This window comes from Streptomyces sp. NPDC018964 (assembly GCF_044390325.1).
GTDB lineage: Bacteria > Actinomycetota > Actinomycetes > Streptomycetales > Streptomycetaceae > Streptomyces.
The window spans coordinates 130399-149028 of sequence record NZ_JBIRYZ010000003.1 but is presented as its reverse complement, the minus strand read 5'-3'; the positions used below and the strand labels follow the sequence as shown (position 1 = coordinate 149028).

Annotated in this window: 17 protein-coding genes and 2 pseudogenes; 12 read left to right on the top strand and 7 right to left on the bottom strand. The window is 73.7% G+C overall.

All coding sequences use genetic code 11. The annotated features are described in order from the left end of the window. Positions 1 to 94: 94 nt before the first annotated feature. The 6 genes from ACH5AO_RS06100 to crcB (ACH5AO_RS06075) all read left to right on the top strand — a co-directional run bounded on the left by ACH5AO_RS06100 (position 95) and on the right by crcB (ACH5AO_RS06075) (position 5442). A complete protein-coding gene (locus ACH5AO_RS06100) occupies positions 95 to 2116 on the top strand; it encodes a beta-galactosidase (RefSeq protein ID WP_398922268.1) in 2022 nt (673 codons plus the stop codon). Positions 2117 to 2229: 113 nt separating this feature from the next. Further along, positions 2230 to 3789 (top strand): arabinogalactan endo-beta-1,4-galactanase, encoded by a 1560-nt coding sequence (locus ACH5AO_RS06095; RefSeq protein ID WP_398922266.1) that lies wholly within the window; start codon positions 2230 to 2232, stop codon positions 3787 to 3789. Between the two features lie 161 nt (positions 3790 to 3950). Next, on the top strand, positions 3951 to 4208 hold the full coding sequence (locus tag ACH5AO_RS06090; protein WP_398922264.1) for a helix-turn-helix domain-containing protein: 258 nt from the start codon (positions 3951 to 3953) through the stop codon (positions 4206 to 4208). Between the two features lie 75 nt (positions 4209 to 4283). After that, positions 4284 to 4727, top strand: coding sequence for a fluoride efflux transporter CrcB (gene crcB / locus ACH5AO_RS06085; protein WP_398922262.1), 444 nt, complete (start codon positions 4284 to 4286; stop codon positions 4725 to 4727). Continuing rightward, a complete protein-coding gene (locus ACH5AO_RS06080; protein ID WP_398922260.1) occupies positions 4724 to 5071 on the top strand; it encodes a DUF190 domain-containing protein in 348 nt (115 codons plus the stop codon). Before crcB (ACH5AO_RS06085) ends, ACH5AO_RS06080 begins: the two co-directional genes overlap by 4 nt. Beyond that, positions 5068 to 5442, top strand: coding sequence for a fluoride efflux transporter CrcB (gene crcB / locus ACH5AO_RS06075; RefSeq protein WP_398922258.1), 375 nt, complete (start codon positions 5068 to 5070; stop codon positions 5440 to 5442). Before ACH5AO_RS06080 ends, crcB (ACH5AO_RS06075) begins: the two co-directional genes overlap by 4 nt. On the opposite strand, the gene ACH5AO_RS06070 is transcribed toward crcB (ACH5AO_RS06075), so the two are convergent. Continuing rightward, positions 5439 to 6485: a fatty acid desaturase family protein gene (locus ACH5AO_RS06070; protein ID WP_398922256.1), complete on the bottom strand. Its 1047-nt coding sequence runs from the start codon at positions 6483 to 6485 to the stop codon at positions 5439 to 5441. The genes crcB (ACH5AO_RS06075) and ACH5AO_RS06070 overlap by 4 nt on opposite strands. A gap of 209 nt (positions 6486 to 6694) precedes the next feature. Between ACH5AO_RS06070 and ACH5AO_RS06065 the strand changes: the two genes are divergently transcribed. After that, positions 6695 to 7369 carry a FadR/GntR family transcriptional regulator gene (locus ACH5AO_RS06065; protein WP_398922863.1) on the top strand — a complete coding sequence of 225 codons (675 nt, stop codon included), beginning with the start codon at positions 6695 to 6697 and terminating at the stop codon, positions 7367 to 7369. Next, positions 7369 to 8385 (top strand): asparaginase, encoded by a 1017-nt coding sequence (locus ACH5AO_RS06060; RefSeq protein WP_398922254.1) that lies wholly within the window; start codon positions 7369 to 7371, stop codon positions 8383 to 8385. Before ACH5AO_RS06065 ends, ACH5AO_RS06060 begins: the two co-directional genes overlap by 1 nt. Positions 8386 to 8483: 98 nt before the next feature. On the opposite strand, the gene ACH5AO_RS06055 is transcribed toward ACH5AO_RS06060, so the two are convergent. The 3 genes and pseudogenes from ACH5AO_RS06055 to ACH5AO_RS06045 all read right to left on the bottom strand — a co-directional run. Further along, complete coding sequence (locus tag ACH5AO_RS06055; protein WP_398922252.1) at positions 8484 to 9647, bottom strand: D-alanyl-D-alanine carboxypeptidase family protein; 1164 nt, start codon at positions 9645 to 9647, stop codon at positions 8484 to 8486. 92 nt (positions 9648 to 9739) lie between these two features. After that, positions 9740 to 10879, bottom strand: coding sequence for a transcription termination factor Rho (rho, locus tag ACH5AO_RS06050; protein ID WP_398922250.1), 1140 nt, complete (start codon positions 10877 to 10879; stop codon positions 9740 to 9742). A gap of 365 nt (positions 10880 to 11244) precedes the next feature. Then, positions 11245 to 11460, bottom strand: a pseudogene (locus tag ACH5AO_RS06045) (nuclear transport factor 2 family protein); the annotation flags it as partial. Here ACH5AO_RS06045 and ACH5AO_RS06040 point away from each other — a divergent pair. Then, positions 11452 to 11727: pseudogene (locus tag ACH5AO_RS06040) on the top strand (PadR family transcriptional regulator); the annotation flags it as partial. The pseudogenes ACH5AO_RS06045 and ACH5AO_RS06040 sit on opposite strands and share 9 nt — an antisense overlap. 4 nt (positions 11728 to 11731) lie before the next feature. After that, complete coding sequence (locus ACH5AO_RS06035) at positions 11732 to 12460, top strand: class I SAM-dependent methyltransferase (RefSeq protein WP_398922248.1); 729 nt, start codon at positions 11732 to 11734, stop codon at positions 12458 to 12460. 39 nt (positions 12461 to 12499) lie between these two features. Here ACH5AO_RS06035 and ACH5AO_RS06030 read toward each other — a convergent pair whose 3' ends face one another. Next, positions 12500 to 14848: an ABC transporter permease gene (locus ACH5AO_RS06030; RefSeq protein ID WP_398922246.1), complete on the bottom strand. Its 2349-nt coding sequence runs from the start codon at positions 14846 to 14848 to the stop codon at positions 12500 to 12502. After that, positions 14845 to 15555 (bottom strand): ABC transporter ATP-binding protein, encoded by a 711-nt coding sequence (locus ACH5AO_RS06025; RefSeq protein ID WP_398922861.1) that lies wholly within the window; start codon positions 15553 to 15555, stop codon positions 14845 to 14847. The genes ACH5AO_RS06030 and ACH5AO_RS06025 overlap by 4 nt, the downstream gene beginning before the upstream one ends. Before the next feature lie 229 nt (positions 15556 to 15784). Here ACH5AO_RS06025 and ACH5AO_RS06020 point away from each other — a divergent pair, with 229 nt between their 5' ends. Together ACH5AO_RS06020 and ACH5AO_RS06015 are read left to right on the top strand one after the other, a co-directional pair. After that, positions 15785 to 17074 carry a sensor histidine kinase gene (locus tag ACH5AO_RS06020; protein ID WP_398922858.1) on the top strand — a complete coding sequence of 430 codons (1290 nt, stop codon included), beginning with the start codon at positions 15785 to 15787 and terminating at the stop codon, positions 17072 to 17074. Next, positions 17071 to 17907 (top strand): response regulator, encoded by an 837-nt coding sequence (locus ACH5AO_RS06015; RefSeq protein ID WP_398922244.1) that lies wholly within the window; start codon positions 17071 to 17073, stop codon positions 17905 to 17907. The genes ACH5AO_RS06020 and ACH5AO_RS06015 overlap by 4 nt, the downstream gene beginning before the upstream one ends. Here ACH5AO_RS06015 and ACH5AO_RS06010 read toward each other — a convergent pair. Continuing rightward, complete coding sequence (locus ACH5AO_RS06010; protein WP_398922242.1) at positions 17885 to 18628, bottom strand: GntR family transcriptional regulator; 744 nt, start codon at positions 18626 to 18628, stop codon at positions 17885 to 17887. The two genes, ACH5AO_RS06015 and ACH5AO_RS06010, sit on opposite strands and share 23 nt — an antisense overlap. Positions 18629 to 18630: the final 2 nt, after the last annotated feature.

Genomic DNA, 18630 nt, shown 5'->3' with positions numbered 1-18630 from the left:
TGTCAATGCTTGTTGCTGTGCGGTTATGTTGGCTCCGCGCCGCCGAAAATGTGTGTGCACGTTCCCAGTAGATCGACACATCGGGAGAGAATCCATGCCGGAGACCACCCCCAGGGGCCTCACCGGGCTCGCCTTCGGTGGGGACTACAACCCCGAGCAGTGGCCGGAAAGTGTCTGGGACGAGGACGTCCGGCTGATGCGGGAGGCCGGCGTCACCATGGTGAGCGCCGGGATCTTCTCCTGGGCCCTGCTGGAACCCGCGCCCGGCGCGTACGACTTCGGCTGGCTCGACCGCATCCTCGACCTGCTCCACGCGGGCGGCATCCGCGTCGACCTCGGCACGCCCACGGTGGCGCCGCCCGCCTGGTTCTACCGCGCCCACCCCGACGCGCTGCCCGTCACCGAGGACGGCGTACGCCTGGAGTTCGGCTCCCGCGGCGCCATCTGCCACAGCAACGCCGACTACCGGGCCGCCGCCGCGAACATCACCACGAAACTCGCCGAGCGTTACGGCGACCATCCCGCGCTCGCGATGTGGCACGTCCACAACGAGTACGGCGTCCCCGTCTCCGCCTGCTACTGCGACTCCTGCGCCGCCCACTTCCGCCGCTGGCTGGAGCGGGAGTACGGCACCGTCGACGCCGTCAACGAGGCCTGGGGGACCGCCTTCTGGGGCCAGCACTACGCCGCCTTCGACGAGATCAACCCGCCGCGCCGGACCCCGACGGTCGGCAACCCGGCCCAGGCGCTGGACTACCGGCGGTTCGCCGACGCCACCATGCGCGAGAACTTCACCGCCGAGCGGGACATCCTGCACCGCCTCTCACCCGGCGTCCCGGTCACCACCAACTTCATGACCGCCCTCAGCCAGTGCGACTCCGTCGACTACTGGGCCTGGGGCCGCGAGGTGGACCTCGTCACCAACGACCACTACCTGATCACCGACGGCCGCCGCACCCACGTCAACCTCGCCATGGCCGCCGACCTCACCCGCTCCGTCGCCGGCGGCGCCCCCTGGCTGCTGCTCGAACACTCCACCTCGGGCGTCAACTGGCAGCCCCGCAACCCCGCCAAGGCCCCCGGCCAGATGGCCCGCAACTCCCTCGCCCACGTGGCCCGCGGCTCCGAGGGCGCGATGTTCTTCCAGTGGCGCCAGTCCCGGCGCGGCGCCGAGAAGTTCCACTCCGCGATGCTGCCGCACGGCGGCACCGAGACCCGCGTCTTCCGCGAGGTGACCGGACTCGGCGCGGCGATCGACTCGTTGGCCCCGGTCCGGGGCACCCGCACCGAGGCCGACGCCGCCATGCTGTGGGACTGGCACTCCTGGTGGGCGCAGAACCTCGACTGGCGCCCCAGCCAGGACCACGACGCCCGCGAACGCGCCGACGCCTGGTACGAGGCCCTCTACGACCACCACCTCACCGTCGACTTCGCCCACCCCGAGGCCGACCTGTCGAGGTACCCCCTGGTCGTCGTACCGGCCCTGTACCTGATGACGGAGGCGGCCGGGAACAACCTCAGGGAGTACGTCGAGAACGGCGGCACCCTCGTGGTGTCGTACTTCTCCGGCATCGTCGACGAGCACGACGCCGTGCACGAGGGCCCCTACCCGGGCGCCCTGCGCGACGTCCTCGGCCTGACCGTCGAGGAGTTCTCCCCCCTGCTCCGGGGTGAACGGGTCCGCCTGACCGGCCCCGACGGCGCGGAACTCGACGCCGACGTGTGGACGGAGTTCGTGGTGCCGCGTGGCGCCGAGACGGTGTGGACGTACGCCGACGGCCTGACCGGGGGACGCCCGGCCGTCACCCGGCACCGCCTCGGCGAGGGCACCGCCTGGTACGTCTCCACCCGGCTCGGCGCCGAGGGCCTCGCCGTCCTGCTCGGCCGGGCCGCCGAGGACGCCCGGATCGCCCCGCGCGCCGACCTGCCCTGCGACGTCGAAGTGGTGCGCCGCGCGGGCGAGTCGGGCACCTTCCTGTTCGCGATCAACCACACCGCCACCGACGCCAAGGTGCCGTTGGACACCCCCGGCACCGAGCTGCTGACCGGTGAACGCGCCGCGGGCCGCCTCGCGGTCCCGGCGGGAGCCGTCCGGGTCGTCCGGCTCGACGGCTGAGCCACGACTCCCCTCCGCCCGCGTGAGCACACAGGCCGCGGGCGGAGGGGGCCCCGCCCCCGCCCTCCGGGCGCGGGGCGCCCCTCCCCACGTCGAAGGGACGACGAACGCCCATGTTCCATCCCGGACGCACACTCCGCGCCCTGCTGCCGCCGCTCGTGGCCGGGCTCGCCCTCACCGCCCTGCCCGCCCAGAGCGCGACGGCCGCGAGCACCCTCACCAACGGCGGCTTCGAGAACGACGGTTCCGGCACCGCCACCCCGGCCGGCTGGTCCGAGCACGGCGACACGGCCGCCTCGTACACGGAGTCCGGCGGCCGCGACGGCGGCCACCGCCTCTCCCACTGGTCGTCCTCCGCGTACAAGGTGGAGACGTACCAGCGCCTGTCCGGCCTGGCGGGCGGCGACTACAGGCTCACCGCCTGGGTCCGCTCCGGCGGCGGCCAGAACGCCGCGTACCTCGCCCTGAAGAACTGCGGCGGCGCCGAACAGCGCACCGACCTGCCGGTCTCCGACACCGGATGGATACGGATCGTCGTGCCGGTCCACGTGACCGGCGGCCGGTGCACGGTCGGCGTCACCAGCGACGCGAACGCCGGCGACTGGATCAACGTCGACGACCTGACCCTCACCCGGGGCACCTCGGGCCTGCCGGTCAAGGGCGCCGACATCTCCTCCCTGCCCAAGAGCGAGGCCAGGGGCGGGGTCTACCGGACCGCGTCCGGCACCGCCGGCGACCCGGTCGCCATCCTGAGGTCCGCCGGCATGAACTACGCCCGCCTGAAGGTCTGGGTGGACCCGGCCGACGGCTACAACGACAAGGCGCACGTCCTCGCCCTGGCCAAGCGGATCAAGGCGCAGGGCATGAAGCTGCTCGTCGACTTCCACTACTCGGACTCCTGGGCCGACCCGGGCAAGCAGAACAAGCCCGCCGCCTGGGCCGGACACGGCTACGAGCAGCTGAAGAAGGACGTCCACGACCACACCTACGACGTCCTCGACGCCCTCAAGAGGCAGGGCACCACCGCCGACATGGTCCAGGTCGGCAACGAGATCAACGGCGGCACGCTGTGGGACGAGGGCTCCACCGACAACTGGCCCCAGCTCGCCGGACTGCTCAACTCCGGCTACGACGCCGTCAAGGCGGTCAGCCCGTCCACGGTCACCGCGCTGCACCTCGCCGAGGGCGGTGACCTCGACGGCACCCGCTGGTGGTTCGACAACGCGGTCTCCCACGGCGTGAGGTTCGACGCCATCGGCCTGTCGTACTACGGCTACTGGCACGGCACGCTGCACGACTTCCAGACGACCCTGGACGACGCGGCCGGCCGCTACGGCAAGCCCGTCTTCGTCGCCGAGACGGCCTACCCCTTCCGCCTCGACAGCGAGGACGGCCTCGAGAACATCATCGACCTCGACACCGAACTCGTCCCCGGCTACCCGGCGTCCCCCACCGGGCAGACCCGCTGGATGAACGACGTGGCGAGCATCGTGGAGGCCGTCCCGAACGGCCGCGGCCTCGGCGTCTTCTACTGGGAGGCCACCTGGACCGCCCGCGCCGGCAACGGCTGGGACCCCGCCGACCCGTCCTCCGGCAACGGCTGGGAGAACCAGGCGCTGTTCGGCTACGACGACCGCGTCCTGCCCGCGACGGCCTGGTTCCGCCACCGCTGAGCCCGCCGGCCCCGCCCGCGGACCGGGACGGGGCCGAACGGCCTTTCACGGCAAGCCCGTTGGGTCCCGGACAAGGTGCCCCCGGACCGGGACACGGGGCCCCCGCGCGCGGCAGAGTGGAAGGGCTCCGGAGCGCGAGGCCCGGCGCGGAGGTGCACGAGATGCCGATGACTCCCGTCGACGGGACACGACTGCGCGTCCTGACGCTGCTGAGGGAACAGGACGCGGCGGCCGACGGCCTGACCGCGGAGGCCGTCGCCGCACGGCTCGGCCTGCCCCGCCCGGCCGCCCTCACCCACCTGCGGCTGCTCACGGCCCTCGGCCTGCTGCGCACCGACGGCTCCGGCGCCCGCGCACGCCACCGGCGCGACGAGGCGCGGATCGCCGAGGTGGCGCGGCTGTTCGAGGAGGGCTGGTAGCGCCCACGGCCGCGACGTGCCCCGCCGCGTTCCGGGACGTTACGCTGATCCGGAGCGAGTGGGAGACGTACGACGGTGACAGCCCCGGAGACCGAGGGCCCTCGGGCCCGCCCCGCCTTCCGCGACCGGGCCCGCGTCGTCACCGCCGTCGCGCTCGGCGGGGGAGCGGGGGCGGCGGCCCGGTACGCGGCCTCCCTGTGGTGGCCGACACCGGCGCACGGGTTCCCCTGGACGACCCTCTGGGTCAACGTCACCGGCTGCGCCGTCATCGGCGTGTTCATGGTGATCATCACGGAGGTCCGCGCCGCCCACCCCCTGCTCCGCCCGTTCTTCGGCACCGGCGTCCTCGGCGGCTTCACCACCTTCTCCACGTACGCCGTCGACGTCCGGAACCTGCTCGAGGCCGGCAGGACGGGCGCCGGACTCGTCCACCTCGCGGTGACCCCGCTCGCGGCGCTCGCCGCCGTGTGGGCGGCCGCCTCGGCGACCCGCCGTCTTCTGATCGGGAGGCAGCCATGACCCGGCTGACCGGCACCGTCCTCCGCCTGACCGTGTACGTCGGCGAGAACGACACCTGGCACCACCGGCCCCTCTCCTCGGAGATCGTCCACCGGGCCCGCGCGGCCGGACTCGCGGGGGCCAGTGTCTTCCGCGGCGTCGAGGGCTTCGGCGCCTCCTGCGTCGTCCACACCTCCCGGCTGCTGTCCCTCAGCGAGGACCTGCCGGTGGCGGTCGTCGTGGTCGACACCGAGGAGCGCGTACGGGCCTTCCTGCCGGAGCTCGACGGGCTGGTCGGCGAGGGCCTGGTCCTCCTCGACCGCTGCGAGGCCGTCGGGCACATACGTGGCGAGGGACCGCGGTGAACTGGCTGTACGTGGTGCTGGGCGCCATGGCCGGCGCCCCGCTGCGCTACCTCACCGACCGCGCGGTGCAGTCCCGGCACGACTCGGTGTTCCCCTGGGGGACCTTCACGGTCAACGTCGCCGGCAGTCTGGTCCTGGGCCTGCTCACCGGCGCGGTGGCCGCGGGCGCGGCCGGCTCCCGCCTCCAGCTGCTCCTCGGTACGGGCCTGTGCGGCGCCCTGACCACCTACTCCACCTTCTCCTACGAGACCCTCCGCCTGGCCGGGACCGGCGCCCGCGGCTACGCCGCCGTGAACGTGGTGGCGAGCGTGACGGCCGGCCTGGGCGCGGCCGTCGCGGGCGCGGCCCTGGCCGGAGCGGTCTGGGGTTAGCCCTTGCCGCGCAGCGGCTCCCCGACCCGCCTGAGGTGGCGCAATGCCTCACGGTGCGAGGCGAGCAGCCCCGTCCGGCAGTACGGGATGCCCAGCTCGGCGCAGTACCGCTCGGTGATGACCTGGGCCCGGCCGAGGGCCGGCGTCGGCATGCTGGGGAAGAGGTGGTGCTCGATCTGGTAGTTCAGCCCGCCCATGAACGCGTCGATGAACACCCCGCCGTCGACGTTGCGGGAGGTGAGGACCTGGCGGCGCAGGAAGTCCAGCTCGGTGCCCTCCTCGATCATCGGCATGCCCTTGTGGTTGGGGGCGAACACGGAGCCCAGGTAGATCCCGAACAGACCCTGGTGCACGGCGATGAACGCGAGCGCCTTGCCGGGGGAGAGGACCAGGAACAGCCCGCCGAAGTACACGGCGAAATGGGCGACGAGCAGGGTGCCCTCCAGCACCGGCCGCTTCATCGACGGACTGCGCAGCGCCTTGAAACTGCTGAAACTCAGATTGAGGCCCTCAAGGGTCAGCAGCGGGAAGAAAAGGGCCGCCTGGCGCTTTCCGATGAATCGCGCCGGCCCCTTCGCCTGTTTCGCCTGACGCCGCGACCACACGATGATGTCGGGGGCGACATCCGGGTCCTTCTTCTCGTGATTGGGGTTCGCGTGGTGGCGCGTGTGCTTGTTCATCCACCAGCCGTAGCTCATGCCCAGCAGCACGTCGGCCACCAGCAGCCCGCCGATCTCGCTGGGGCGCCGGCGGGAGAACACCTGGCGGTGGGCCAGATCGTGCGCGGCCAGTCCGAGCTGCCCGAACACCACGGCCAGAGCGGCGGCGACGATCAACTGGCTCCAGCTGTCACCCAGGACGAGAAAAGCGGCGACACCACCGGCTAGCGCCATTCCCACGAGGCCGAAACGCACCGTGTAATAGAGGGGGCGGCGCCGCAGCAGACCCGCTTCGGTTATGCGCCGTGACAATTCGGAAAAGTCGCTTCCCTTTTCGCGTGCGGGTGCGGGCGGGACAGCGGTGATGACCGTCGGATTGACCATGCGCTCGAGTATGGGAAAGATCTCCGCGGGGCGGAATGGCGTTGGCCCCCGGAGGGGAGTGACGGGGACCCCCGACGGGGGGTGTGGCTGGCCCCACCCTCCCGGCACGGGCCCTCCGCTTGACAGTGCCCGCGCCGCCCCCGCACCATCGCCCCGTGAACCTGTCAGACAGCCAGACAGGTGGTACGGGTCCGCGGCGCGTCAGCGCGATGGAAGCGGTCCTCGCCCACCTCCGCGGCGCCATCGAGCGCGGCGAGTACGCGATCGGCGACAAACTGCCCTCCGAGGCGGAGCTGTGCCGCGCCCTCGAGGTCTCCCGGCCCGTGCTGCGCGAGGCGCTGCGGGCCCTGCAGACCATGGGCCTGACCGTGTCCAGGACCGGCAGGGGCACCTTCGTCGTCGCCGACGCCGTGGAGGACCCCACCTTCGGCGACTACGGGGCCGGCGACCTCCTCGAGGTGCGCCGGCACGTCGAGATCCCGGTCGCCGGATACGCCGCCCGGCGCCGCACCCCGGAGGACCTGGACCGGCTGACCCGTCTGCTGGACCGGATGGAGCGGGAGACCGACACCACGGCGTGGGTCGCCATGGACACCCTCTTCCACCTCACCGTGGCCGAGGCCGCCCAGAACCCGGTGTTCCGCCGGGTCATCGAGGAGATCCGGGACGCGCTGGCCCGCCAGTCCGCCTTCCTCAACGAGCTCGGCGGCCGCCGCGAACAGTCCGAGCGCGAGCACCGGGCGATCGTCGAGGCACTCACCGACGGTTCCGAGCGCGACGCGGTCGACGCCATGACCCACCACCTCGACCGCGTCGAGAAGACCCTCACCGCCATCGTGCGCTCCGCGCGCACACCGGCCCCCGACTCCCCCCAGGCAGTGTGATGTACAGCAGTCTCCCCGCGGACGCCCCCCTGATCCGCGAGCCCCTCCACGTCCCCGTCGCCCACCTGATACGCGGCGGGGTCGTCGAAGGCGTCCACCACGGCTCCGTCGTCGTCCTCGGCCCCGACGGCGAGGTCGGCTTCCGGCTCGGCGACATCGAGGCCGCCTGTTACCCGCGCTCCGCGCTCAAGCCCGTCCAGGCGGTGGCGATGGTCCGCGCGGGCCTCCCGCTCGAGGGCGAACTGCTGTCGCTCGCCGCGGCCAGCCACTCCGGCGAGGAACGCCACCTCGCCGGCGTCCGGCGCGTCCTCGAGCTCGCCGGGCTGACGGAGGACGACCTCCGCAACGTCCCCGACCTGCCGTTCGACCCGGTCGTCCGGGACACCTGGGTGCGCGAGGGCCGCCCGCCGTCCCGGCTCGCCCAGAACTGCTCCGGCAAGCACGCCGCCATGCTGTACACGGCCAGGCTGAACGGCTGGTCCCTCGACGACTACCTCGACCCCGCCCACCCCCTCCAGCAGGCGATCGCCGAGATCGTCGAGGACCTCACGGGCCAGCGCGTCGCCGCGGTCACCGTCGACGGCTGCGGTGCGCCGTTGTTCGCGGTCTCCCTGCACGGCCTCGCCCGCGCCGCCGCGCGGATCACCACCGCCGCGCCCGGCACCCCGGAGGCGCGCGTCGCGGACGCGATGAGGGAGCACGCGGAGATGGCCTCCGGGTCCGGCCGGGACGTGGCCGCGCTGATGCGGGCGGTTCCCGGGCTGCTCGCCAAGGACGGATTCGAGGGCGTGCAGGTCGCCGCGCTGCCGGACGGGCGCGCCGTCGCCGTGAAGATCGCCGACGGGGCGGGGCGGGCGCGGGTTCCCGTGACCGCGGCGGGGCTCGCCCGCGCGGGTGTGGATCCGTCGTCGCTCGCTGAGTTCGGGGGAGAGGCGCTGCTCGGGGGCGGGCGGCCGGTGGGGGAGGTGCGGCCGGTTCCCGCGCTGGATCCGGTGACGGCACCGGCCGTGGCGTGACGCGCGCGGTTCCCCGTCGTCCCTCGCGGTCCCGCTCCGCACCGCGGGCCGGGAGGGCCGGTCGCGCCGTTCCCCGCATTTTCCCGGGGGTGCCTCGATCACCGTCGGCCCGTCGGTACCGGACCCCACCGGAGGCGTAGGTACAGGGACACCGCCGCGGCGCCCAGGAGGGCGGCGCCGGCGATGGTCCAGGGGCCGGGGTGGGCCGGGGCGCCGTCCCTCCGGGCCGTCGGGACGAGGGCGGACTCCGGCTCCGGACCGCGCAGCGGGGCGGGCCGCAGGGCGTCCAGGGAGCCCACCGGGTTCACCCGCCCGACTGCCGCGAAGCCCCAGTCCAGCAGCGTGCGGGCCTCCTCGTACACCGCGTGGCCGCCGCCCGACCGGGGGTTCATGACCGTCACCACGAGGGTGTGGCCGTCCCGGCGCGCGGCCGCCACGAGGGTGTTGCCGGCGTTGCTGGTGTAGCCGTTCTTGACGCCGATCAGCCCTTCGTAGGGTTCGACGCCGTCCGCGCCGGTGAGCAGCCGGTTGGTGTTCACGATGCCGTACGAGCCGCCGTCGCGGGCCGGGAACAGCGCCTCGTGCCGGGCGCAGTAGCGCGCGAACTCGTCGTTGCGCAGTCCGGCGCGGCCGAACACCGCCAGGTCGTACGCCGACGACACCTGGCCGGGCGCGTCGTAGCCGTCGGGCGACGTGACCCGGGTGTCACGGGCGCCCAGGGCGCGGGCCTTGGCCTGCATCCGCTCGGCGGTGGCCCGCCAGCCGCCGCTGAGCGCGGCCAGGACCCGCACGGCGTCGTTGCCGGAGCTGAGGAAGACCCCGTTCCACAGGTCGGAGACCCGGTACGTACGGTCCTCCGTCACCCCGACGAGGCTGCTGCCGGGGCCGATGCCCGCCAGCTCCTTCGCGCTGACCCGGTGCCGGATGCCGGCCGGCAGGGTCGGCAGCACGGTGAGCGCGAACAGCGTCTTGAGCGTGCTGGCCGGTGGCAGCCGGCGGTGCGCGTCGTGCGCGGCCAGGACGTCGCCGGTGCGGGCGTCGGCCACCAGCCACGACAGGGCGGACGGATCCGGGACCTCGGGTGCTCCCGGGCGCGGGCGGACGTGTGTGCCGGGCCGGTACAGCAGTGACGCGGCCGCGGCCGTCGCCCGCGGCCCGGGATCCACGCCGGCGATCGCCGCGGCGGGCCCCGTCGCCGGCAGGCTCGCCGTGCAGAGCACACAGATCGACACGGCACCCCGCGAAGTAAATCCGATAGTCATACCGCAAACGTAGGAATGGACTCCCCGGAACACCGTGCTGCCCCGGCCGGGGACCGCCCGCGAGCACTCGGATGCCACACGCCGGCGCGGTGTCAGCCGCCCGGCAGGGTCGGCTGGACGCGCCGCAGGAACGTCGCGTTGTCGGGGGTCTCGCGCATCCGGCCCAGCAGCGTCTCCAGATCAGCCAGCCCGTCCCGCGACCGCAGCGCGCGCCGCAGTCCCTGTACGGCGGTCAACTCGGCCGGATCGAGCAGCAGTTCCTCGCGGCGGGTGCCCGATCGAGTGATGTCGACGGCGGGGAACAGCCGCCGCGCGGCGGCCTCGCGGCTCAGCCGCAGCTCCATGTTGCCGGTGCTCTTGAGCTCCTCGAAATAGAACTCGTCGGCCCGGGAGCCGGTCTCCACCAGGGCCGAGGCGAGGATCGTGAGCGAGCCGCCCTCCTCGGCCTGCCGGGCGGCGCCGAAGAACCGCTTGGGCCCGAGCAGCGCGGCGGCGTCGACGCCGCCGCTGAGGGTGCGGCCGCCGGACGCGGCCGCGTTGTTGTACGCCCGGCACAGCCGGGTCAGCGAGTCGAGCAGCACGACGACGTCCTCGCCCGCCTCGACGAGCCGCTTGGCCCGCTCGACGACCAGCTCGGCGAGCGCGATGTGCTCCTTGGCGGGCCGGTCGAAGGTCGAGGCGTACACCTCGCCGCGCACCGAGCGGCGCATGTCGGTGACCTCCTCGGGGCGTTCGTCGAGCAGCACCACCATCAGCCGGCACTCGGGGTGGTTGCCGGCGACGGCCGCCGCGAGCTGCTGGAGGAGGACGGTCTTGCCGGTCTTGGGCGGCGCCACGAGCAGCCCGCGCTGCCCCTTGCCGACCGGCGCGAGCAGATCGACGACCCGCCCGGCGAGACCGGACGCCGGGTGCTCCAGGCGCAGCCGCCGGTGCGGGTGAAGCGGCGTCAGGTCGCGGAAGTGCCGCCGGGCGTGCGGCGCGTCGGGCGTGCGGCCCTCGACGCGGGTGACCTCGGTCAGGGCGCGCCGGTCGCCGCACACCCCTTCGACGAGGTCGCCCTTGCGCAGGCCGTGGCGGCGCAGCAACGCGGGGGAGACGGGCGGGTCGGAGGGGGAGGGCAGGCAGTTCGCTGCGCGCAGATGCCCCTTCCCGGCCGCGTCGACGTCGAGGACACCGGCGACGAGCCGGGGCTGCTGCCGTACGGGAGGGCGGTCGAGTGCGGTGGTGGTCATGGGGGGTGGTCCTTTCGCGGACGACGGACGGGAACGTGCGGTGGGAAGGAGAAGACCGTGCGGGAGGGCGGACACGCGCCTCCGGACGGCGGAGAGCAGCACCCGGTCACGGTGGGAGGAGACCCTGCCGACGAGGTGGTGCGGGAAAACCGTGCGCCGGTCGGTCACGACGGGCGGTTGCGGCGAACCGAAGAGAATGCGTGGAAGGAAACGGCACCGGAGCCGAAGAAAGGCGTTCCACGGATGCCTCCGCCAGCGTACCACCCGGTGCCGGTGACGGCTACGGGAGCGCGGTCCCGTACGGACGAAGGGCCCGCCGGTGACGACCGACGGGCCCGTGTGCCGGAGTCCTGCCCCGGGTGGTTTCAGGCGGGGTCCTCCTGGGCCCGCACCTCGTCCGCGATCCGCTCGAACCGCGCCCCCGTCGCCGCCACGAGCGCCTGCGCACCCGACAACGGGCGGACCGTCACGGTCAGTTCGTCGATGCGTCCGTCGTCGTCGACGTGGATGAAGTCGCACCCCTCGATCCCGCGGTCACCCACCCGCGCGGTGAACACGAGCATGTGGTCACGGCCGGCCGCGACGGCCTGCGCGCCTTCGCCGCCGAGCCGCCCCGGCGGCCCACCGCCATCCGCGACGAACCCCTGATCAAGATCCAGGCCATGGACGGCACGGACCCCGCGGCGACGGCCGCGCTGCTGGAGGAACGGATGGCGTGGGCGCGCGGCAAACTCGCCCGCTACGCCCGCGTGCGCGAACGCCTGCTGGACGGCCGCTTTGAGGAGGGGAACCCGCGCTGGTGCGAGCGGGTGCTGACCGTGGTGTGCGGCCGTGCTCCCCTAGGCTGACGGGATGTTCGGTCCCGAAGGCCCCCGGCTGCGCGAACTCGCCGTCCAGGCGCTGTCGTCCGTGGAACGCGGCTACGACCTCCTCGCGCCGAAGTTCGACCACACCCCCTTCCGCACGCCCGATTCGGTGCTCGACGCCACCGCCTCGGCACTGCGGCGGACGGGACCCTTCGACGCCGGCCTCGACCTGTGCTGCGGCACCGGCGCGGGCGTCGACGTGCTGCGGCAGGTGTGCCGGGGGCGCGTCACCGGCGTGGACTTCAGCACCGGCATGCTGACCGTCGCGCGGGAGCGCGTCCGGCCGCCGGGGCCGGCGACCGGCTGGGTGCGGGCGGACGCGCGGGCACTGCCGTTCGGCCCGGTCTTCGACCTCGTGGTCAGCTTCGGCGCGTTCGGCCACTTCCTGCCCCGTGAACTGCCGGGACTGTTCACCCAGGTCCGCTCGGTGCTGCGGCCGGGCGGACGCTTCGTCTTCCCCGTGGTCGCGCCGCCCCGGCCGGGCTCCCTCACCTACGGGATGCTGCTGGGGTTCGACGCCGTGATGCGGGTGCGCAACGCCGTCCGGCGCCCGCCGTTCGTCATGTACTACCGCACCTTCCGCCTCGGCGACACGCGGCGCGAACTGACCCGCGCGGGATTCCGGGTGGAGCTCCAGGCGCTGCCCGAGTTCGGACGGCGCCGGGACGGCAGCCCGAAGGTCCGGCTGGTCGTCGCCGCGCGGGCGGACGCCTGACGGCCGGAGGACGGCCGCGGCCGCCCTCCGGCCGGTGGCCTACTCGGTGCGCAGCGCCGTGGCGGTACGGGCCCCGGCGGCCCAGCCGGCCGGCGCAAGCGCACCCAGGACGGCGATGAGGAGGCCGCCGAGTGCGAGCAGCGGCAGTTCGGCCCCGTGGTGGACGGCGATGACGGAATCGGGGAGGCGGAGCCCCACGCTGTCACCCATCGCGGGGAGGACTTGGCCGTGCAGGGCCACGCCGAGCGGCACGCCCGCGGCGCCTGCGACCAGTCCGGTCACCACGACCGAGGTGAGGACCATCGTGACGGTCTGACGAGGCGTCATGCCGAGCGCCTTGTGGACACCGAGCTCCCGGACGCGCTCGCGGGTGTCGAGCAGTACGCCGTTGAGCACGCCGAGCGCGGCGACGGCGACGAGCATCGACGTGAGGATCACGGACAGCGCGTTGAGCGTGACGACCATGTCGCCGCCGGAGTCGAGCCCGCCGGCCCGGGCGGTGGCCCCCAGCGGTGCCAGGTCCTTGTTCAGCGCGTCCACGTAGGCGGAGACGTCGGTGCCGGGCGCGACCGCGATGTGATGGCTCGTCTCCGTCAGGTCGGGACGCGTGGCGGTGAGGGTCGAGACGTCGGTGAAGACCTGCATGCCGTCCTTGCGGGGGTCGAGGACCTCACCGACGATCAGGACCGTGACCGGCTCGGCCAGGCCGTCCAGGGTGACGCTGTCGCCGACGCGGGTGCCGGTGGCGGCCAGGAAGGGAGTGGGGACCACGGCCTCGCCGGGCCCGTCGAACCAGCGGCCCGAGACCATCGTGTAGCCGCCCCAGGAGGCGTCGCCGGTGAAGGCGGTCACGTCGATGGTGCCGGTCGGGCCGGACACGGTCGCCCGTACCGTCGAGGCGCTGTAGTGCTTCCCGGTTCCGGCGGCGGCCCCGACGGCCGCGGCGACCGCGGCCGGATCGGCCCTGGGCCGCTTCTCCCGGTCGGGGAGCCGGGGGCCGAAGTCGGGCAGGGGCGCGGGCACGGTGACATCGGCGACGTCGTGGGCCCTGGCCTTCATCACCTGGCCGAGCGAGGCGCTCATTCCCACGGTGAACGTGACGGCGACGGTGCCGAACAGGATTGCCGTGCCCATGGCCAGCGCGCGAGCGGGCCGCGCGAAGGGCCTGGCCAGCCCCAGGGCCACCGGCCGCGGCAACGGCAGTCGGCCGGCCAGCCGGGCCGCCCACCGGCCGCGCCCCGCCGAAGCGGTGCGGCCGACGGCGAGCGCGTCGACCGTGCGCAGCCGGCCGGCCCGCCGGGCGCTCGCCCACGCGGTCACCGCCACCAGGCCGAGCACCCCGGCGGTCACCGCCAGGTCGACCCAGGGGGTGACGGCGGTGGACGAGGTGCCGTAGACCTCGTCGGTATCGGCCAGCACGGGGACGGCGAGCAGATGGCCGGCGAGGACACCGAGGGCCGTACCGACGGCGGCCGGGACCAGCGCCTGGCCCACGTAGGCCCGCACGACCTGGGCCGGGGTGAAACCGACGGCCTTGAGGATGCCGATGCGGCGGGTTCCCGTGCCCACGGCCGACGCGACGACGTTGCCCACGATGAGCACCGACATGACCAGGCCCAGGGCGCCGAACGCCATGAGGAACGGGACGTAGAGGGCGGTTTCGCGCTCGGCGGCCTTCCGCACGGTGAGCCACGACTGTTCGCCGACGGCCGCTTCCGGCGGCAGGGACCGCGTCACCGCCCTGCCGCCCGCCGCGATCCGGGCGGCGGTGCCCGCGTCGGTGAAGCGGTAGAGCATCTGGTAGCCGCCGCTGCCGGGCGCGGTGAGCGCCGGCATCTGGGACGGAACCACCCAGGCGTCGGCGGTCCGCGTGACCGAGCGGGCCACACCGACCACCGTCAGCGTCGGACCGCCGGGCAGACCGGGAAAGGTGATCTCCCTGCCCATGGCCGGGACGAGCGAGGAGTCGGCGGACAGCACGATCTCGCCGGAGCGCGTGGGCCACCGCCCGTCGAGCAGCGCCACCTCGTCCACGTCCCGGCCGGGGCCGCCCCGGCCGACCACGGTCATCGGCCACTCGGGACCCGCCCCGTCCGACCGCGGGGTGACCGTCGCCGTACGGAACGGGCCGGCCGCGGCGCTCACCCCTTCGGCGTCCTTGGTCTCCGCCAGCCGCCCGGCACCCACCCGGTCCGCGTCGAACCGCACGGACAGGTGCGCGCCGCGCTGCCTGGCGAAGGCGTCGTCGAAGGGAGCGCCGGACACCACGAGCAGCGATCCGCCGAGGACGGAGGCGGCCACCGCCATCATCGTGGCGAGCCCGATCACCAGTGTGTGCACCCGGCGCCGCCCCACCCCCGAGCGCACCACCGTGCCGAGCGCGCTCATCGGACGGCCTCCGTGCCGACGGCCCGTGCCGACGGGACGTCCTCGACGACGCGGCCGTCGGCGATCCGCACCGTGCGGTCGGTGCAGGACCGGGCCAGAGCCAGGTCGTGGGTGACCACGACGATGGTCTGGCCCTCGGCGTTGACAGCGCTGAGCAGCCTGCTGACGTCCTCCCCGGCGGCCGTGTCCAGGGCCCCGGTCGGCTCGTCGGCCAGGAGCAGCGCAGGCCGGTTCACCAACGCCCGCGCCACCGCGACGCGTTGCCGCTCGCCGCCCGACAGCCGCCCCGGGTAGGCGCGGGCATGCCGGTCGACGCCCAGCAGTTCCAGCAGCTCCGCCGCCCGGCGGTCCGCCTCGCCACGTCCCGCACCCGCCAGGCGCGCGGGCAGGGCGACGTTCTCGGAGACGGTCAGATCGTCGAGCAGGTGGAAGAACTGGAAGACCATGCCGATCCTCGACCGCCGGAAGAGCGCCGATCCGGCTTCACCGAGCCGGTCCACCCGCACCCCGTCCACGGTGACGGTTCCCGCGTCGGGCCGGTCCAGGCCCGCGATCAGATTCAGCAGTGTGGACTTGCCACTGCCGGAAGGGCCGAGGACCGCGACGGCCTCGCCGGGCCGCACGGTCAGCGACGCCTCGCGCAGAGCGGGCGGGCCGTCGTCGTACCGGCGGCTCACCTCGCACACTTCGATCACCGGCAGGGTCATGAACAGCTCCTCGCGTACGGTCACTTGACTGCGTGAACGCTAGGAGCGCGCCCGGCCCGTCCGCGTCGCCCGCCCGGACCCTTTGCGGTACCGCGCCGGGACGAACCCTCCGGACGTCATCCCTGCGATGTAGGCGGAGGAGGTATCCGCCCCGGTGGAAATGACCACCGGGACGGACTCCGTGGCTCCGCGCGACGGCGACAATGATCCGGTGAGGGACGTACCTACGATGCCGGAGCGGCTGCGGGAAGCCGTCCGCCGGACGGTCCGCGACGCCGGGCTGTCGAGCGGCCCACCGCTGCGGCCCACCCGCCGCGCCCGGCAGTTCGACGCGCTGGTGGCACTGGCACTCGGCATCGCCACCGTCTACTACGGCATCGACAACGTCGGCAACGTCGTGGTGCGGGAGCTCGCACCCGGTGTGGTGCGCCTCGAGCCGCGTCCGTCCGGCCTCGGCGGCCTGGTCCTCATGGTGTCCCTCGCGGCCGTCGCCTCGGGTGCCCTCGCGCTGCGCCGCCGCTACCCGCTCGCCGTGCTGTGCGTCGTGACGGCCGCGACCCTGGCGACACCGCAGAACGTCCTGCGGCTGACCTTCTACGCGTTCGTCATCGCCGTCTACAGTGCCGCGGTTCACAGCCCGTACCGGGTGGCGACCCTGGTGGGGCTGCCGGTGTCGGTCGCGCTGGTCGGCACCTCGGGGAACTCGGTGACACCGATCGTCCCCAACGAGTACATCGTCCTGCTGATCCTGGTTCCCATGGCCGTGGCCGCCGTCGGACTGCGCACCTGGAAACTCCGCACCGACGAGGGCCGTGCCCGGCTGCTGGCCCTGGAACGCGAACAGGCCGAGGCGCTGCGCCGGGCCGTCGAGCACGAGCGGGCCCGGATCGCGCGCGAACTGCACGACGTCGTCACGCACAACGTCAGCGTGATGATCATCCAGGCGGGCGCGGCCCGCAAGATCATGGAGACCTCTCCCGGACAGGCCGGAGAGGCGCTGCTCGCCGTCGAGGCGGGCGGACGGGCGGCCATGACCGAACTGCGCCACGTCATGGGACTGCTCACCATGGCCGACGAGGGGGAGGGGACGGACGCGGGTGCGGACCCGTCCGGTACGGCTGCGGTGCCGGCCCCGCAGCCCGGTCTGGACCAGCTGGAGACGCTGATCACACGGGTCCGGGACGCCGGACTGCCCGTCGACCTGACCGTGACCGGCCCGCCCCGTCCTCTCCCGCCCGGCCTCGAACTCGCCGCCTACCGCGTGGTCCAGGAGGCCCTGACCAACACCGTGAAGCACGCGTCGGGCGCCACCGCCGCCGTGACCGTCGCATACGGTCCGGAACGACTCCGGGTGGAAGTCACCGACACCGGTGGACGCCCGGGCGCCCCGGCCGGAAGCGGCCGGGGCCTGATCGGACTGCGCGAGCGCCTCGCCGTCTACGGAGGCACCCTGAACACCGGCCGCCGGCTGACCGGCGGCTACCGTGTGGAAGCCCTGATCCCCTTGGAGGCACCGTGACCGAGCCACTGCGTGTGCTCCTCGCCGACGACCAGACCCTGGTCCGTACCGGGTTCCGGCTGATCCTCGGTGCCGACGGCATCGACGTCGTCGCCGAGGCGACCAACGGGGCCCAAGCGGTCGAGGAGGTCCGGCGCACACGTCCCGACGTGGTCCTGATGGACGTACGGATGCCCGAGATGGACGGCCTGGAGGCCACCCGCCGCATCCTGGCGGGCGCCCCGGGCGAACCGCGCGTCATCATCCTGACCACCTTCGACCTCGACCGCTACGTCTACGCGGCACTGACCGCCGGGGCCAGCGGCTTCCTCCTCAAGGACGTCACCCCCGAGCAACTGACCGCGGCCGTCCGCACGGTCCGCACCGGCGACGCCCTCCTCGCGCCGGCCATCACCCGTCGTCTCGTGCAGCGTTTTGCCGGAGGCGAACATCGATACGGTGCCGGAGGCGAACATCGATACGGTGCCGGAGGCGAACATCCATACAGTGCCGGAGGCGAGCCCCCGTACAGCGCCGAAGGCGAACACCGGCACAACGCCCAGCAGGGCGGCGGCACCGCCGCCCTCCACCGCGACCTCGCCCCGCTCACCCCACGCGAACTGGAGGTCCTCGGCCTGCTGGCCCGGGGACTGAGCAACGCCGAACTCGCCGGCCGCCTCCATCTGGCCGAGGCGACCGTCAAGACGCACGTCGCCCGCATCCTCGCCAAGCTCGGACTCCGTGACCGTGTCCAGGCCGTCATCGTCGCCTACGAGACGGGACTGGTCAGTGCCGGCGCGCACGAGGCCGCCCGGTCGGCCCCGGTGCCGGTCACAGGGCGGCCGGCACCGTGAACTCGTAGACCAGGGCGTCCTCCTGGGCGTCCATGACGAGTTCGGTGATCTCCAGCGGACGGGCGTACTGGTCGTGCACCCGCCGGGTGACCCGGACCGACGGCGTCCCCGCGACCGGCGCGATCGTGTCGCGGTGATGCAGGGTCAGGCCCGCCCGGCGCATCCAGTCGTAGGCCCGCCGCAGTTCCGCCGCGCCGGTGCCGTCGGCCCGGTCGCGGTAGCGGCCCAGTTCCTCGACCTCCGCGAGCGCCACGGCGGAAAACGATGTCACCGCCGTCCGCAGGTCCCGTCCGTCGGCCGACGCGGACCAGTAGCGGTGCACCAGCGTGGGCCGGGCCGGGGCCACTTCGAGCACCTCGGCGTGGCCGGGCGGCGGGGCCTCCCAGGTGACGGTGGCCCTGGACACCGTGCCCCGGCCGGCGCACCGCGCGCCGAGCGGGAAGCCGGACGAGGCCGGCGTCTCCACCGGCAGGCCGGGCAGCGCGGCGTGGCTGCCCCGCCGGTCGGTGGCGACCAGTCCGTCCCGGCGCAGCACCTCCAGCGCCTGTCGTACGGTCTCCCTGCTGACCTCGAAGTGCTCGGCCAACTGCCTTTCGCCGGGGAGGCGTTCACCGGGCGGAATCGTTCCGTCCCGCAGTTCGCCGAGCAACTCCGTCGCGATCCTCCGGTAGAGCGGCTCCCCTTCGGTGAGCGGGTGGTCGTGCGGGGTGGTGCGGGCCATGC

Excerpts from the sequence above, each read along its gene's own strand:
- ACH5AO_RS06080 (WP_398922260.1), top strand. The coding sequence starts at position 4,724 with ATGACCCGGCTGACCGGCACCGTCCTCCGCCTGACCGTGTACGTCGGC.
- ACH5AO_RS06035 (WP_398922248.1), top strand. The coding sequence starts at position 11,732 with ATGTTCGGTCCCGAAGGCCCCCGGCTGCGCGAACTCGCCGTCCAGGCG.
- ACH5AO_RS06010 (WP_398922242.1), bottom strand. The coding sequence starts at position 18,628 with ATGGCCCGCACCACCCCGCACGACCACCCGCTCACCGAAGGGGAGCCG.
- ACH5AO_RS06025 (WP_398922861.1), bottom strand. The coding sequence starts at position 15,555 with ATGACCCTGCCGGTGATCGAAGTGTGCGAGGTGAGCCGCCGGTACGAC.
- rho (WP_398922250.1), bottom strand. The coding sequence starts at position 10,879 with ATGACCACCACCGCACTCGACCGCCCTCCCGTACGGCAGCAGCCCCGG.
- ACH5AO_RS06095 (WP_398922266.1), top strand. The coding sequence starts at position 2,230 with ATGTTCCATCCCGGACGCACACTCCGCGCCCTGCTGCCGCCGCTCGTG.
- ACH5AO_RS06030 (WP_398922246.1), bottom strand. The coding sequence starts at position 14,848 with ATGAGCGCGCTCGGCACGGTGGTGCGCTCGGGGGTGGGGCGGCGCCGG.
- ACH5AO_RS06070 (WP_398922256.1), bottom strand. The coding sequence starts at position 6,485 with ATGGTCAATCCGACGGTCATCACCGCTGTCCCGCCCGCACCCGCACGC.
- ACH5AO_RS06060 (WP_398922254.1), top strand. The coding sequence starts at position 7,369 with ATGTACAGCAGTCTCCCCGCGGACGCCCCCCTGATCCGCGAGCCCCTC.
- ACH5AO_RS06100 (WP_398922268.1), top strand. The coding sequence starts at position 95 with ATGCCGGAGACCACCCCCAGGGGCCTCACCGGGCTCGCCTTCGGTGGG.
- ACH5AO_RS06020 (WP_398922858.1), top strand. The coding sequence starts at position 15,785 with ATGCCGGAGCGGCTGCGGGAAGCCGTCCGCCGGACGGTCCGCGACGCC.
- ACH5AO_RS06065 (WP_398922863.1), top strand. The coding sequence starts at position 6,695 with ATGGAAGCGGTCCTCGCCCACCTCCGCGGCGCCATCGAGCGCGGCGAG.
- ACH5AO_RS06090 (WP_398922264.1), top strand. The coding sequence starts at position 3,951 with ATGCCGATGACTCCCGTCGACGGGACACGACTGCGCGTCCTGACGCTG.
- ACH5AO_RS06055 (WP_398922252.1), bottom strand. The coding sequence starts at position 9,647 with ATGACTATCGGATTTACTTCGCGGGGTGCCGTGTCGATCTGTGTGCTC.